Annotated in this window: 13 protein-coding genes; 3 read left to right on the top strand and 10 right to left on the bottom strand. The window is 74.6% G+C overall.

Going from position 1 to position 14,356, the window contains the following annotated elements; translation table 11 throughout:
• Window positions 1-6: 6 nt before the first annotated feature.
• The 5 genes from IE326_RS03840 to IE326_RS03820 form a co-directional block, all read right to left on the bottom strand.
• Window positions 7-1,800, bottom strand: a complete 1,794-nt coding sequence (locus IE326_RS03840; RefSeq protein WP_190040823.1) for an FAD-dependent monooxygenase — start codon at window positions 1,798-1,800, stop codon at window positions 7-9.
• Between the two features lie 371 nt (window positions 1,801-2,171).
• Window positions 2,172-3,062 carry an amino acid ABC transporter permease gene (locus IE326_RS03835; RefSeq protein WP_190040822.1) on the bottom strand — a complete coding sequence of 297 codons (891 nt, stop codon included), beginning with the start codon at window positions 3,060-3,062 and terminating at the stop codon, window positions 2,172-2,174.
• Window positions 3,059-3,733: an amino acid ABC transporter permease gene (locus IE326_RS03830; protein ID WP_030757233.1), complete on the bottom strand. Its 675-nt coding sequence runs from the start codon at window positions 3,731-3,733 to the stop codon at window positions 3,059-3,061. The genes IE326_RS03835 and IE326_RS03830 overlap by 4 nt, the downstream gene beginning before the upstream one ends.
• 114 nt (window positions 3,734-3,847) lie before the next feature.
• Window positions 3,848-4,666, bottom strand: coding sequence for a glutamate ABC transporter substrate-binding protein (locus IE326_RS03825; RefSeq protein WP_150236104.1), 819 nt, complete (start codon window positions 4,664-4,666; stop codon window positions 3,848-3,850).
• 54 nt (window positions 4,667-4,720) lie between these two features.
• On the bottom strand, window positions 4,721-5,506 hold the full coding sequence (locus IE326_RS03820; protein ID WP_150236103.1) for an amino acid ABC transporter ATP-binding protein: 786 nt from the start codon (window positions 5,504-5,506) through the stop codon (window positions 4,721-4,723).
• A gap of 261 nt (window positions 5,507-5,767) precedes the next feature.
• Here IE326_RS03820 and IE326_RS03815 point away from each other — a divergent pair, with 261 nt between their 5' ends.
• A complete protein-coding gene (locus IE326_RS03815; protein WP_150236102.1) occupies window positions 5,768-6,493 on the top strand; it encodes a response regulator transcription factor in 726 nt (241 codons plus the stop codon).
• An 18-nt stretch (window positions 6,494-6,511) separates the two neighbouring features.
• Complete coding sequence (locus IE326_RS03810; RefSeq protein ID WP_150236101.1) at window positions 6,512-7,909, top strand: sensor histidine kinase; 1,398 nt, start codon at window positions 6,512-6,514, stop codon at window positions 7,907-7,909.
• An 18-nt stretch (window positions 7,910-7,927) separates the two neighbouring features.
• Here IE326_RS03810 and IE326_RS03805 read toward each other — a convergent pair whose 3' ends face one another.
• Window positions 7,928-8,926, bottom strand: coding sequence for a TAXI family TRAP transporter solute-binding subunit (locus IE326_RS03805; protein ID WP_190040821.1), 999 nt, complete (start codon window positions 8,924-8,926; stop codon window positions 7,928-7,930).
• A gap of 707 nt (window positions 8,927-9,633) precedes the next feature.
• Here IE326_RS03805 and IE326_RS03800 point away from each other — a divergent pair.
• Window positions 9,634-10,821, top strand: a complete 1,188-nt coding sequence (locus tag IE326_RS03800; RefSeq protein WP_190040820.1) for a four-carbon acid sugar kinase family protein — start codon at window positions 9,634-9,636, stop codon at window positions 10,819-10,821.
• A 90-nt stretch (window positions 10,822-10,911) separates the two neighbouring features.
• Here the strand turns inward: IE326_RS03800 and IE326_RS03795 are convergent, their stop codons facing one another.
• The 4 genes from IE326_RS03795 to IE326_RS03780 all read right to left on the bottom strand — a co-directional run bounded on the left by IE326_RS03795 (window position 10,912) and on the right by IE326_RS03780 (window position 14,252).
• The gene (locus tag IE326_RS03795) at window positions 10,912-11,556 is read right to left on the bottom strand and encodes a response regulator transcription factor (protein ID WP_190040819.1); all 645 of its coding nucleotides are present in this window, start codon (window positions 11,554-11,556) and stop codon (window positions 10,912-10,914) included.
• A complete protein-coding gene (locus tag IE326_RS03790) occupies window positions 11,547-12,743 on the bottom strand; it encodes a sensor histidine kinase (RefSeq protein ID WP_229915194.1) in 1,197 nt (398 codons plus the stop codon). The genes IE326_RS03795 and IE326_RS03790 overlap by 10 nt, the downstream gene beginning before the upstream one ends.
• 10 nt (window positions 12,744-12,753) lie before the next feature.
• Entirely contained in the window at window positions 12,754-13,476 is a 723-nt protein-coding gene (locus IE326_RS03785) for a DedA family protein (protein WP_150236097.1), read from the bottom strand.
• Window positions 13,477-13,631: 155 nt separating this feature from the next.
• A complete protein-coding gene (locus IE326_RS03780) occupies window positions 13,632-14,252 on the bottom strand; it encodes an isochorismatase family protein (protein WP_190040817.1) in 621 nt (206 codons plus the stop codon).
• Between the last annotated feature and the right edge of the window lie 104 nt (window positions 14,253-14,356).

The following is a 14,356-nucleotide window of genomic DNA, read 5'->3' as shown; positions in this document are numbered from 1 at the left end:
CGCGAATCAATGGACGTCCGCGGTCCGGTCGTGTCCCAGGGACGCCTCGGCGGGTGCAGGGAGCTCGACGGAGAGCGCCGCCTCGGCGGCAGACTCGGCCGTTCCGGCGGCCCCTGCCGTCCGTGCGGCCTTGGCGCGGGCCTTCTTCCCGGACGGTTCCTCCTCCGGGTCCTCGGGGCCTTCCGGGGTCTCCTGCGGGGCGGCGCCCCGGGCGGCGTCGGCCGCCGCGTGCAGCTCCTCCGGCCGTACGCCGGCGAAGGCGGCGACCAGGTGGCCGTCGGGGCGGACGAGCAGCACGGCGTGGGCGGGCGCGCCCGGGTAGGCGTCCGTCACCAGGACCTCCGACGCCACCGGAAGGGCCTCGGCGGCCTCCTCCAGCCGGGGCATCAGACCCGCGGTCCGCCAGTGGCGGCGCTCCCACACCCCGGTGCCCGGGGCGACGAGCACGACCAGGAAGCGGGCCTGCCCGAGCCGGTCCCGGAGCCGTACCGTCGTGTCGTCCGGGGCGGTCACCCGGACGTCCTCGACGGGCGCGCCGAGCGGCGTGCCCACCGGGATCATGCCCTCGGTGAAGGGCGCCGCGAGCGGCGAGTGCGGATGGGCCGGCGAGGCGCCCAGCGGGCCCCGGCCCAGGTGCCCGTCGGCCAGCAGCGCGTCGGGGCCGCGCATCGCGCCCGGCAGGTACTGGCGCAGCCCGCCTCCGCCGCGCAGGGCGGGCAGGGCCTGGTCGGCCGCGCGCAGCCGTGCGGCGACGGCGGTGCGGCGCTCGCTCTGGTAGCTGTCCAGCAGGGCGTCCGGGGCGGCCCGGTGCCAGACGAGGGCCAGCTTCCAGGCGAGGTTGTCGACGTCCCGCAGCCCCTCGTCGAGGCCCTGGGTGCCGATCGCGCCGAGCAGATGGGCCGCGTCCCCGGCGAGCAGCACCCGGTCGACGCGCCAGCGGCGGGCGAGCCGGTGGTGCAGGGTGTGCACGCCCGTGTCGAGGAGCTCGTACGGGGGAGTGGTGCCCTCGCACCAGCCGGCCAGGGTCTCGCGGATCCGGGCGACGAGCGCGTCCGGCGTGACGAGGTCGCCGCGCGGGGGCAGCAGCCAGTCGATCCGCCACGCGCCGTCGGGCAGCGGACGGGCGGTGATCTCCTCGCCGGCCCCGCGCCACGGGGGCTGACGGTGCAGCAGGGACTCGCCGGGCCAGGGGAGTTCGGTGCGCAGCGCGGCGACCGCGTGCCGCTCGACCGCCGTGCGGCCGGGGAAGCGGACGCCGAGCAGCTTGCGGACGGTCGAGCGGGCGCCGTCGCAGCCGACGAGGTGGCTGCCGCGCCACCAGGTGCCCTCGGGGCCGCGGGTGCGGGCGACGACCCCGGTGCGGTCCTGCTCGACGTCGTCGAGGCGGGAGCCGGTGACGAGCCGGACGAGCGGTTCGCGGGCGATGGCGTCGCGCAGGCCACGGGCCAGGGCGTGCTGGGGGATGTGCAGGGGGGCGGCCGGAGCGGCGGGGGCGGCCGGGTCCTCGGACCACTCCTCGGTGCCGCCGAGCCCCAGGTCGAAGGCGACCTGGCGGGTCTGCCGACGGCGCTGCATGCCGCGCCAGCCGACCCAGCGCAGGCCCTCGTCGCGGACGGTGGCGCAGCCCAGCCGTTCGACCAGGGCGGCCATGTCGGCGCGCAGCACGACGGTCCGAGCGGGGCGCGGCTCCTCCTTGTCGGAGGCCTCGTCGAGGACGACGCTGGGCACGCCCTGCGCGGCGAGCGCGAGGGAGAGCGCGAGGCCGACCGGCCCCGCGCCCACGATGATCACCGGGTCCACGGCGCGGCTCCAAAAGGCCGGAAAGTCATGGGGGCAGCACAGCAGAGTGTGGCACGAGCCCGGTGCTTGATCACAGACCGTATGCAACCCAGTCAGGGTGTTTTGCGTCAAGTGACGCGGTGGGCGTGGTGCGGTCGGGGCCCGGCCGGGGCGGTTCCCGGCCGCTCGGAGCGGTCCCTCGCGCCCCTTCCGGCCCCACCAGGACCTCCGGCCCCGGCCCTTTCACCGGAGGCGGGCGGTCCGGTGGAGGGCGACGGGGCCGGAAGTGGACGGGCGCGGAACTTGGGGGAAACCGGGCCGGTCGGGAGGGTGGTCGTAGGGGCCGGGCCGCGGGGAGTCCGGGCCCGGTCGGGGCGGGGCCCGAGCCGTGGTCAGACTCCGGTGGCGCCGGCGCCGCCCATCTCGACGTTCGTGATCGGGCCGGCGTCCTTCACCGCGGCGGCCTTCCGGCCCTGCCGGAGCCGCTTCTCCAGGAGGGCGGCGCACTGGGTGAGGAGGGCGTTGAGCACGATGTAGATCAGGGCGATGACGGTGAAGGCGGCGATGGTGTTGGCGCCGTAGTTCGCGGTGATCTGCCGGTTCTGGCTGAGCAGTTCGCCGAAGCCGAGCATCGCGCCGCCGAGGGCGGTGTCCTTCACGATGACGACGAGCTGGCTGACCAGGGCGGGCAGCATGACCGTGACGGCCTGCGGCAGCAGCACGTACAGCATGGTCTGGCCCTTGCGCATGCCGAGCGCGACGGCCGCGTCGCCCTGGCCCCGGGGGAGCGAGAGGACGCCGGCGCGGACGATCTCGGCGATGACGGAGGCGTTGTAGAGCACCAGGCCGGTGACGACCGCGTACAGGGGGCGGAAGTCGGAGCTGATCGGAGTGAACTGGGCGTAGACCTGGTTCGCGAAGATCATCAGCAGCAGCACCGGGATGGCCCGGAAGAACTCGACGACCGCGCCGACCGGGACCCGGACCCAGCGGTGGTCGGAGAGCCGGCCGATGCCGAGGGCCGCGCCGAGCGGCAGCGCGATCAGGATGGAGAGCGCTGCGGCCTTCAGGGTCTCGACCAGGCCGGGCAGCAGGTACGTCGTCCAGACCCGGGAGTCGGTGACGAACGGGCTCCACTTGTCGGCTTCCAGCTGGTGCTTGTCCGCCATGGCGGAGAGCACCCAGTAGGCCACCAGGCCCAGGACGGCGAGGAAGACGACCGTGTAGACGACGTTGCGCGCCTTGGCCTTGGGGCCGGGGACGTCGTAGAGGACGGAGTTCACCGCTTCACCGCCAGTCGCTTGGCCGCCCAGCCCAGGAAGAGGCCGGTGGGGAGGGTCAGGACGATGAAGCCGAAGGCGAAGATCCCGAAGATGACGAAGAGGGCGTCCGCCTCGTTCTCGATCATCGCCTTCATCAGGAAGGCGGCCTCGGCGGCGCTGATCGCCGCCGCCACCGTGGTGTTCTTGGTGAGGGCGATGAGGACGTTGGCGAGCGGGGTGATCGCCGCGCGGAACGCCTGCGGCAGGATCACCAGCGTCAGGACCTGGGTGAAGCTCATGCCGAGGGCGCGGGCCGCCTCCGCCTGGCCGGCCGGGACCGTGTTGATGCCGGAGCGCAGCGCCTCGCAGACGAAGGTGCCGGTGTACGCGGTGAGTCCGAGGACCGCGAGCCGGAAGCCGATCTGCTCGAAGGTGTCGCCGCCGAGGGTGACCTGGAGGGTCTGGTTGAGGCCGAAGGAGCAGGCCACGATGACCACGGTCAGCGGGGTGTTGCGGACGAGGTTCACGTACGCGGTGCCGAAGCCGCGCATCAGCGGGACCGGGCTCACCCGCATGGCCACCAGGGCCGTGCCCCAGATCAGCGAGCCGATCGCCGAGTAGAGGGCGAGCTGAGCCGTCACCCAGAAGGCGCCGAGCAGGTCGTACTGCCCGGAATCAAGAAAGTCGAACACGATGCCCGCGCTCTCCCCTGGTGGTCGGTCGGTCGGACGGCCGGTGCGTGGGCAGCGGCCGGTGGTGCCGTGACGGCCGCGCCCCCGAGGGGCGGCCGTCACGACGGGGGCGGGTCAGCCCGCGATCTTCGGGGCCGGCTCGTTCTTGTAGCCGGAGGGGCCGAAGTTCTGCTTCACGAGCTTGTCCCAGGTGCCGTCCGAGACCATCTTCTCCAGGGCCTTGTTGATCTTGCCCTTGAGCTCGGAGTCGCCCTTCTTGATGCCGATGCCGTAGTTCTCGTCGCTCATGGAGAGGCCCACGAGCTTGAACTTGCCCTGGTGCTCCTTCTGCGAGGCGTAGCCCGCGAGGATGGAGGCGTCCGTGGTGAGGGCGTCGACGGCCTTGTTCTCCAGGCCGGTGAGGCACTCGGAGTAGCCGCCGAGCTGCTGGAGGTCGGCCTGCGGGGCCAGCTTCTCCTTGACGTTCTGCGCGGAGGTCGAGCCGGTGACCGAGCAGAGCTTCTTGGAGTTGAGGTCCTCGACCTTGGTGATCGTGGTGTCGTCGGCGCGGACCAGCAGGTCCTGGTGGGTCAGGAAGTACGGACCCGCGAAGTCGACCTCCTTCAGGCGCTTCTCGTTGATCGAGTAGCTCGCGACGACGAACTTCACGTCGCCGTTCTTGATGAGGTTCTCGCGCTCGGCCGAGGGGGCCTGCTTCCAGGTGATCTTGTCCTCGGAGTAACCGAGCTCCTTGGCGACGTACTTGGCGACGTCGACGTCGAAGCCGGCGTACGAGCCGTCCGGGGTCTTCAGGCCGAGGCCCGGCTGGTCGAACTTGATGCCGATGGTGATCTTGTCACCGTTGCTGCCGGAGTCCGAACCGGAACCGCAGGCGGTGGCGGTCAGGGCGAGGACGACGGCCGCGGCGGCCGCGGAGGCGTGGCGAAGCTTCATGGGTGAACGTCCCTTGGGTAGCGTTGAGTTGCGAAGACTAGGTCGTCGACTCGCTCAGTGGTGCAGGATTTTGGAGAGGAAGTCCTTCGCGCGGTCGCTGCGCGGGTTGCTGAAGAAGTCCTCGGGAGTGGCCTGTTCGACGATCCGGCCGTCGGCCATGAAGACGACCCGGTCCGCGGCGGAGCGGGCGAAGCCCATCTCGTGCGTCACGACCACCATCGTCATGCCCTCCCGGGCCAGCTGCTGCATGACCTCCAGGACCTCGTTGATCATCTCCGGGTCGAGCGCCGAGGTCGGCTCGTCGAAGAGCATCACCTTCGGGTCCATCGCCAGGGCGCGGGCGATCGCCACGCGCTGCTGCTGGCCGCCGGAGAGCTGCGCCGGGTACTTGTCGGCCTGCGCGGCCACGCCGACCCGCTCCAGCAGGGCCCGGGCCTTGGTCTCCGCCTCGGCCTTCGCCGTCCCGCGGACCTTGATCTGACCCAGCATCACGTTCTCGAGCACGGTCTTGTGCGCGAAGAGGTTGAAGGACTGGAAGACCATGCCGACATCCGACCGCAGCCGGGCCAGCTCCCGGCCCTCCGCGGGCAGCGGCTTCCCGTCGATCGTGATCGTCCCCGCGTCGATCGTCTCCAGGCGGTTGATCGTCCGGCACAGCGTCGACTTGCCCGAACCCGACGGCCCGATGACGACGACGACTTCACCGCGGCCGATCGTGAGGTCGATGTCCTGCAGCACGTGCAGCGCGCCGAAGTGCTTGTTCACCCCGGTCAGGACGACCAGGTCCTCCAGGGGGCGGGGGGAGCCCTCGGGGTCCTTGGACACTGCCACTTCGCTCATCGGCCTCTTGCTCCGTCCTCCTCGGTTGGGAGGACACTAGAGACCCGTCCGGATGACCGTCATCACATCTGAGCGGAAATTGAGGATAACGATAGGGCCACGGGTGGCCACCCTCCGTGAGGACGGTCCGCGGAGCCGTACCGGCTGGATAACGGAAGCGGGCGGTCCGCAGGGGGACACTTGACTGTGACGTCGGTGATCGGCGTTCATGGGCGTTCGTGCCCCGATCGGGGACGCCCCGGCGAACGAGAGGAGAAGACCATGCGACTGCTGCTCGTCGAGGACGACGACCACGTCGCCGCGGCCCTCTCCGCGATCCTCGCCCGGCACGGCTTCGCCGTCACCCACGCCCGCAACGGCGAGGAGGCCCTCCAGGCCGTCCTGCCCACCGCGCAGGGCGACCGGCCCTCGTACGGGGTGATCCTGCTCGACCTCGGCCTCCCCGACCAGGACGGCTACCAGGTCTGCGCCCGCGTCCGGAAGCTCACCACCACCCCGGTGATCATGGTGACCGCCCGCAGCGACGTGCGCTCCCGCATCCACGGCCTCAACCTCGGCGCCGACGACTACGTCGTCAAGCCCTACGACACCGGCGAACTGCTCGCCCGCATCCACGCCGTCGCCCGGCGCTCCCCCGGCCCCGCCGACGACGCCGCGGGCCCCGCGGGCTCCCCGGGCTCCGCCGAGGCCGGCGTGCTCCGCCTCGGTGCCGTCGCCGTCGAGCTGCCCACCCGGCGCGTCAGCGTCGACGGCGAGCCCGTCGCCCTCACTCGCAAGGAGTTCGACCTGCTCGCCCTCCTGGCCCAGCGGCCCGGCGTCGTCTTCCGCCGCGAGCAGATCATCTCCGAGGTCTGGCAGACCAGCTGGGAGGGGACCGGCCGCACCCTGGAGGTGCACGTCGCCTCGCTCCGCTCCAAGCTGCGCATGCCCGCCCTGATCGAGACCGTGCGGGGCGTCGGCTACCGCCTGGTCGCCCCGGCCGCGTAACCCCCGGCCGCCCCGCCCGTGCGCACCCGCCTCCTCCCCCTGCTCATCGTCCTGATGGCCGGGGTCCTCCTCGCCCTCGGCTTCCCGCTCGCCGCCAGCACCGCCGCCGCCCAGCAGCAGCGGGTCGTCGTCGACCGCCTCGACGACGCCGCCCGCTTCGCCGCCCTCGCCCAGTTCGTCGGCGACCTCGCCACCGGAGACGGCGAGCGCCGCGCCACCCTCGGCGGGGAGCTCGTCAGCTACCACGACGTCTACGGCATCCGGGCCGGCATCTTCTACCGCGACAACCGGGCCATGGCCGCCGCCCCCGAGGGCTGGGCCGTCCCCTCCGAGGGGGAGGGCCGCCGGGCCTTCAACGAGTCCCTGCTCGGCCGCCGCAGCCACGACCCGCCGCAGATCTGGCCCTGGCAGCCGCACGCCCGCCTCACCATCGCCTCGCCCGTCGTCCGCGACGGGGACGTCGTCGCCGTCGTCGTCACCGACTCGCCCACCGGCGAGCTCCGCGCCCGCATCCTGCGCGACTGGCTGGTGATCTTCACCGGCGAGGCGGCCGCCATGCTGCTCGCCGTCGGCGCCGCCGTCCGCCTCACCGGCTGGGTGCTGCGCCCGGTCCGGGTGCTGGACGGCGTCACCCACGACATCGCCACCGGCCGGATGAACTCCCGGGTCGCCGAGGCCGGCGGGCCGCCCGAACTGCGCCGCCTCGCCCGCTCGTTCAACGAGATGGCCGACCATGTCGAGGAATCCCTCGAACAGCAGCGGGCGTTCGTCGCCGACGCCTCGCACCAGCTCCGCAACCCGCTCGCCGCACTGCTGCTGCGCATCGAACTCCTCGCCCTCGAACTCCCCGAGGACAACGAGGAGATCGCCTCCGTGCGCACCGAGGGCAAGCGGCTCGCGCAGGTCCTCGACGACCTCCTCGGCCTGGCCCTCGCCGAGCACGCCGCCGCCGACCTGCGGCTGACCGACGTCGGCGCCCTCACCGCCGAGCGGCTCGCCTCCTGGCGGCCGGTCGCCGACGACAAGGGCGTCGCCCTGGTGGGGGAGTGCGGGGCGGCCACCGGCTGGGCGGACCCGGTGACCCTGTCCAGCGCCCTGGACGCGGTCGTCGACAACGCGCTGAAGTTCACCCCGGCGGGAGAACGGGTGACCGTACGGGTCCTCGCCGGGCGGGACGCCGTCGAGGTGGTCGTCGCCGACCTCGGCCCCGGTCTCACCGAGGAGGAGCTGAGCCGGGTCGGGGACCGCTTCTGGCGCTCCGGCCGCCACCAGAACGTCAAGGGCTCCGGCCTCGGCCTCTCCATCGCCCGCGTCCTGCTCACCGCCGCGGGCGGCGGCATCGCCTTCGCCCCGAACGAGCCGCACGGGCTGCGGGTGACGGTCACCGTGCCGAGGTACGCGCCCTCGGAGAGGTGACGGCGGACGGCGGAGGACTCAGGGCTTGACCGAGCGGTAGTAGCGGCGGGCGCCGTCGTGGAGGGTCAGCGGCTCGGTGTAGACGGCCGTCCGCAGGTCCACCAGCTGCGCCGGGTGCACCCGGCTGCCGATGCTGTCCCGGCTGCCGATCACCGACCTGGTGAAGCCCTCCACCAGGTCCGGGTCGGCCTCCGCCGTCGTCACCATCAGGTTCGCCACCGCCAGCGTCTCCACCGCCTGCCCGTCCTGCGCCTTCGCGTACGCGTCGGCCGGGATCACCGCCGAGCGGTAGTGCCGGGTCGAGGCGCCCACCCCCCGCAGCGCGTCCACCAGGTCCTCGTCCATCGGCACGAGCCGCACCGGGAAGCGCTCCGCCAGGGACTGCACGGCCTGCGTCGGCAGCCCGCCCGACCAGAAGAACGCGTCGAGCTCGCCGCGCTCCAGCAGTGCCGGCATCGTGTCGATGCCCACCGGCTCCGCCCGCACGTCCCGGTCCGGGGTGAGCCCGGCCGCGGCCAGGACCCGGTCCGCTATCAGCCGCACGCCGGAGCCGTCCTGCCCGACGCCGACCCGCAGCCCCCGCAGGTCGGAGACCTGGGTCACCGGCGACCCCTTGCGCACGATCAGCTGCACGTAGTCGTCGTAGAGGCGGGCGCAGCCCCGCAGCCGCTCGAAGCCGGGGCGGCGGTCGCGGATGTACTGCGCCACGGCGTCGGCGGTCGCGACGGTGAAGTCGGCCTCGCCGGAGGCCACCCGGGCCAGGTTCTGCTGCGAGCCCTCGCTGTTCTTGAGGGTGATCGACACGTCGGGCAGCTCCTTGGCCATGGCCTGCTTGAGCAGCTCCCCGTAGCGCTGGTAGACCCCGCTCGGGACCCCGGTGCTGAACGTGATCGACCCGCTGGGCGTGGCGGGCCCGAAGGGCGCCAGCCACCACAGCAGCACCCCGCACACCGCGAGCAGCACGGCCGCGAACGCGAGGACGCGGCGGCGGGCGGCGCGGGTGAGGGAGGCGAGCATGTCGGCGATCCTGCCAGGTCGCGGGCGCCACTGGCCAGGGAGGAGGACCCCGGAGGCTGTGATGTCCGCTGCGCCGGAGCCCCGGCGCGCGCCCAGGACCCCCGGCCGTGGCTCCGGGTGGCGGAGGGGACACCGGGAGCCACGGCGGGCGTGTACGGGAGGGGGCGTGTCCTGCACGGGAGGGGGTGGCGTGTCCCGTACGGGAGGGGCGCCGCGGCCCGTACGGCTCCGGTGCGCCGCTTCCGTGTCGTGGTCCGTACGGCTCCGGTGTGCGGGTTCCGCGCCGGGTGGCGGGTCGTGCGGCGTGCCGGAGCCGGGCGCGTCCCGCCGGAGTCCGAACGCGCTCCGCCGAAGTGGTGAGCGGGCCCGGCCGGAGGCGTCGTGCCGTGTGTCCTGCCGTGGTGCCGGGGCCCGTCCGGTTAGCGTCGGAAGGCGCTCGGTGATCTTGAGGGCAGGTCCCCCTCTGCCCGCCCCTGGCCCAGGCCGAGCCGCTGACTCGCCCCCGTCCCCAGGGAGTTCAGGCATGCCCATGACCATATCGCCGCCTCCGTGCCGCAGCCCCCGCCGCCCGCGCCCCGGCCGCCGTCCCCGCGGCCGCGCGCGGACCGGCGGAAAGGGCTCCGGCGCTGGACCGGGCGGGCCGCGCGGGTGAGGGTGGGCGGGGGCAGGTGCCCCCGCCCACGTCCGTACGACCCGAGGAACCGCCGATGCGCCCCGCCCCGTCCGTCACCCCGCCCCGCGTCGCCGTCCTCGCCGACGACCTGACCAGCGCGGGGGACGGGGCGGCCCCCTTCCGCCGCACCGGCCACCCCGCGCGGGTCCTCCTCTCCGGAAGCCCGATCGGAGGTCCGGGCGGAGGTCCGGGCGGTGGCGGGGTCCTCGCCGTCGACCTCGGCAGCCGGCTGCTGGACGAGACGGCGGCCGCGGAGCGCGCGCGGGAGGCGGCCCGGGACCTCGCCGGGGCGGAGCTGCTGCTCAAGACCGTGGACTCGACCCTGCGCGGTCACGTGGCGGCCGAGGTCCGGGCCGCGCGGGAGGGTTCCGGGCGGCCGGCGGTCGTCGTCGCCCCGGCCTTCCCTGCCGAGGGCCGCACCACCCGCCACGGCGTCCAGTACGTGCGCGGGGTGCGCGTCGACGAGAGCGAGTTCGCCCGCGACCCCGCCCACCCCGTCCGCACCGCCGACCTCGCCCGCGTGCTCCCGGAGGCCGTCCTCGTCGGCGCCGACCGGCCGGAGGAGCTGACCGAACTCCTCCCGGACGGCGGCCTGTTCGTCTGCTCGGCCGCCACCGACGCCGACCTGGACCGGATCGTCGCCGCCGTCCCCGACCACCGCGCCGTCCTGTGGGTCGGCTCCCCGGGCCTGGCCGCCGCCCTCGCCCGCCACCACGCCCTCCCGGGGGACGCCGCCGGAGCCGCCGGACTCCCGCCCGCGCGGCGCCCCTTGGTGGCGGTCGGCAGCGCCAACCCCGCCACCCGCCGCCAGCTCGCCCTGCTGGCCGCCGAGCCGGGCGCGGCGAGCGCCGTCGCCGGCGGCCCCGCCGACCTGCCGGGGGCCGCGGCCGCCCCCGTACGCATCCTGCACACGCCCCACGAACGCCGGGCGGATCCGGCGGAGTTGACGCGGCTCCTCGCGGACTCCGTCGCGGCCCTGGCCGCCCGCGACCCCTTCGACGGCCTGGTGCTCACCGGCGGTGAGACCGCGGAGGCCGTCCTGCGCGCGCTCGGCGCCCACGGCATCGACCTGCACGACGAACCCGAACCCGGCATCGCCCGCGGCACCCTCGCGGGCCCGGCGGACGTCCCCCCGGTCCCCGTCGTCATCAAGGCGGGCGGCTTCGGCGACGAGCGGACCCTCCTGCGCCTCCACGCCCTCCTGACCGGGAACCGGGGCTGACCGGGAACCGGGGCGGGCCGGCAGCCGGGACGGGCCGGCAGACGGGGACCGGCCGGGAGCCGTTCCCCGTCGGGAGCCGGGCCCGGACGGTCACGCCTCCAGCCAGCGCAGCACCGCGAGGATCCGGGGGCTGTGGCCCTCGGTCCCGCGCAGTTCCAGCTTGTCGAAGACCGCGTTGAGGTGCTTCTCCACCGCGCTCAGGGACAGGTGCAGCCGCCGCGCGATGGCCGTGTTCGTGCAGCCCTGCGCGAGCACCTGGAGGACGTCCCGCTCGCGCGGGGTCAGCCGGGCCAGCGGGTCGGCGCGCGTGCTGCGGACGACCAGCTGGCGCACGACCTCCGGGTCGATCGCCGCCCCGCCCGCGTGGATCCGCTCCAGCGCGTCGAGGAACTCCTCGACCTGCGCCACCCGGTCCTTCAGCAGATAGCCGACCCGCTCCGCGCCGGCCGCGAGCAGCCGGGCCGCGTAGCTCCGCTCCACGTGCTGGGAGAGCACCAGGACCCCCGTCCCCGGCAGCCGTTCGCGGATCTCGACGGCCGCGCGCAGCCCCTCGTCGGTGTGGGTCGGCGGCATCCGGATGTCGGCGACGACCACGTCGGGGCGCAGCGCCTCCGCCTCGGCGACCAGCGTCACGGCGTCGCCGAACGCCCCGACGACCTCGTGCCCCTCCTCGGCGAGCAGGCGGGCGAGTCCTTCCCGCAGCAGGGTCGAGTCCTCGGCCAGGATCACGCGCACGGCAGCTCCGCGACGATGGTGGTGGGTCCCCCGAGGGGGCTGTCGACGCGCAGGACGCCGTCGAGCGCGCCGACCCGTCCGCGCAGTCCGGTCAGGCCGCTGCCCGCCGGGTCCGCGCCGCCCCGGCCGTCGTCCTCGATCCGCACGGTCAGCGGACCGCCGGGCGCCCTCGCGACCCGTACGGAGACGGCCGAGGCGGCCGAGTGCTTGGCGGCGTTGGTGACGGCCTCGGAGACGACGAAGTACGCGGCCGTCTCCACCGGACGCGGCAGCGGCCCTTCGACCTCGTACGCGATCCGCAGCGGCAGCGCGCACCGCTGCGCCACCCCGCCCAGCGCCTCCTCCAGGCCGAGGCTGTCCAGCGCCGACGGGTACACCCGCCAGGCCACCTCGCGCAGTTCGGCCAGCACCTCCTGTGCCTCCCGGTGCGCCTGGTCCAGCAGCTCCGCGGCCCGCCCGGGGTCGCGCCCGGCGCCGCGCCGCGCCCGCCCGATCAGCATGGCGAGCGCCACGAGCCGCTGCTGCACCCCGTCGTGGAGGTCCCGCTCGATCCGCCGCCGCTCCCCGTCCACGGCCCCGACGACGGCGGCCCGGCTGACGGAGAGCTCGTCGATCCGGCGGCGCAGCAGTTCCCGCTCCGAAGGCCCGAAGTGCTCCCGGGCCAGCCGGGCGTCGAGGGCGGTGAGCGCGGCCAGGCCCTGGAGGCCGAGGAAGAGCAGGACCCCGCCGAGGACGAGCTGTCCCAGCAGCTCCGCCACCCCGGTGGTCCCCCGCGCCACGCCGGCGACCAGCAGTCCGGCGAGCACCGCGCCGAAGCCGACCAGCCCGAGCACGGTCCCGCACACGAGCCCCGCCCAGGACCGGACCGCCAGATAGCGCAGCACGGCCCCGTCGCCCCCGTACGCCTCCGATTCGGACGCCTCCCGCCCGTACGCCTCGGGGAACCGGTCGCCGAAGAAGACGGTCCGGCGCCTCCGCTCCACCCCGGCGAGCCGCCGGGCACCGGAACCGAGCAGCCCGAGGGCGTGCGGACGCGTCCGCGGCCACAGCAGGAACGGCCCGAGGGGAACGCCCGAGAGGAGCAGATAGGCCGACCCGAGCGGCGCGGTCAGGCACCCGGCGAGCACCCCCGCCGCACGACGCGCCGCCGACCGTGCCTCCGCCCCGTTCCCAGCGCCCCCGTTCACGTCCCCCACCCTAGGCGCGCCGGTGCCGGGCGTCGGCCCGGCGGCCACGGAGCCGTACCGTCAGCCAGGCCGCGGCGGCCAGGAGCACCAGGACGGCGACGGCCTTGGAGGCCACGCCCACGTACGCCTCGACGAGTTCCCAGCGGTCGCCGAGCGCGTAACCGGCGCCGACCAGCACGCCGTTCCAGACGAGGCTGCCGAGGGTGGTGAGGAGGAGGAAGAGGGGGACCGGCATCCGTTCCACCCCGGCGGGGACCGAGATCAGGCTGCGGAAGATCGGCACCATCCGGCCGAGGAGGACGGCCTTCGCGCCGTGCCGCCGGAACCACGCCTCGGTGCGCTCCAGGTCCGTGGCCTTCACCAGCGGCAGCCGCGCCCACACCGCGTGCATCCGCTCCCGGCCGAAGAGCGCGCCGAGCACGTACAGGGCGAGCGCGCCCACCACCGAGCCGAGCGTCGTCCAGAAGAGGGCGGAGGCGAGGCCGAGCACGCCCTGCCCGGCGGCGAAGCCGGTCAGCGGCAGGATCACCTCGCTGGGCAGCGGCGGGAAGAGGTTCTCCAGGGCGATGGCGAGCCCGGCGCCCGGCCCGCCGAGGGTGTCGACGAGCCCGGCCGCCCAGCCGGCGATCCCGCCGGCGGGCTCCTGGGCGGAAGCGGAAGCGACAGCGAAAGCGGAGGTGGGGGCTGAGGTGGGGGCGAGGGCGAGGACGAGGGCGGCCGGGGGCGGCGTCATGGGCTCTCCAAGGGCGTGAGGAGCGTCCCGGGCGGTCTCGCCGGGGACGCTCCTCAACCTAGGAACCGCAGGTCGGAGCCGGTATGCGTGTTCCCGTCCGGCCGCCCTGCGGAAAACCGCAGGGCGGCCGGACGCCCACCGCGGGGCCGTACGGCTCAGGCCCGCAGGTCCGCCGCCGTCGGCACCACCACGGCGAACACGTCGGTCAGCGCGGTCAGGGCGGCCCGCTTGAGCTCGGCGGCGGGCACGACCGTCCCGTCCGGCGCGGCGAGGGCCCGGGTGGCGGTGGCCTCGGCGACGACGGTGGGCCGGTAGCCCAGGTTGAAGGCGGCCTGGGCGGTGTAGTTCACGCACATGTGGGTCATGAACCCGGCCAGGACCAGGTCCTTCCCGCTGCCCGCCGCGAAGCCCAGGTCCGTCAGGACCTTCTCCAGTTCGGTGGCGTGGAAGGAGTTCGGGAAGGTCTTCACCACGACCGGCTCGCCCTCGGCCGGGGCCACCTCGTCGCTGATCGCGCCCACGGGCGCCGTGAGGTCGTACGGGGAGCCCGCGCCGCCGTCGTGCTGGACGTGGACGACCGGCGCGCCGGCGGCACGGGCCCGGGCGAGGAGCCGCGCCGCCTCGGCGACGGCCTCCTCGGCGCCCTCCAGCGCCATCACGCCGGACCGGTAGGTGTTCTGGACGTCGATGAGGACCAGGACCGACTCCGAGAGGCGGGCCGGCTCGCCGGACAGACCGGAGAGGGCACGCAGGGGAGTGGACGGGGTGATGCTCATTTCTGAACCTTTCAGACAGGGATCTTTGGTGGGAAAACGGACTGCTCGGGGGCGCGGCGGAGCCGCCCGCCCGCGCGGAGAGGGAATCGAGGGAGGGGAGGGAG

Origin of the sequence: Streptomyces filamentosus, from assembly GCF_014654895.1 — a bacterium.
GTDB classification, from domain to species: Bacteria; Actinomycetota; Actinomycetes; order Streptomycetales; family Streptomycetaceae; genus Streptomyces; species Streptomyces filamentosus.
This window is presented reverse-complemented; position numbering and strand designations above follow the sequence as displayed.

Excerpts from the sequence above, each read along its gene's own strand:
- IE326_RS03820 (WP_150236103.1), bottom strand. The coding sequence starts at position 5,506 with ATGAGCGAAGTGGCAGTGTCCAAGGACCCCGAGGGCTCCCCCCGCCCC.
- IE326_RS03780 (WP_190040817.1), bottom strand. The coding sequence starts at position 14,252 with ATGAGCATCACCCCGTCCACTCCCCTGCGTGCCCTCTCCGGTCTGTCC.
- IE326_RS03785 (WP_150236097.1), bottom strand. The coding sequence starts at position 13,476 with ATGACGCCGCCCCCGGCCGCCCTCGTCCTCGCCCTCGCCCCCACCTCA.
- IE326_RS03800 (WP_190040820.1), top strand. The coding sequence starts at position 9,634 with ATGCGCCCCGCCCCGTCCGTCACCCCGCCCCGCGTCGCCGTCCTCGCC.
- IE326_RS03805 (WP_190040821.1), bottom strand. The coding sequence starts at position 8,926 with ATGCTCGCCTCCCTCACCCGCGCCGCCCGCCGCCGCGTCCTCGCGTTC.
- IE326_RS03815 (WP_150236102.1), top strand. The coding sequence starts at position 5,768 with ATGCGACTGCTGCTCGTCGAGGACGACGACCACGTCGCCGCGGCCCTC.
- IE326_RS03825 (WP_150236104.1), bottom strand. The coding sequence starts at position 4,666 with ATGAAGCTTCGCCACGCCTCCGCGGCCGCCGCGGCCGTCGTCCTCGCC.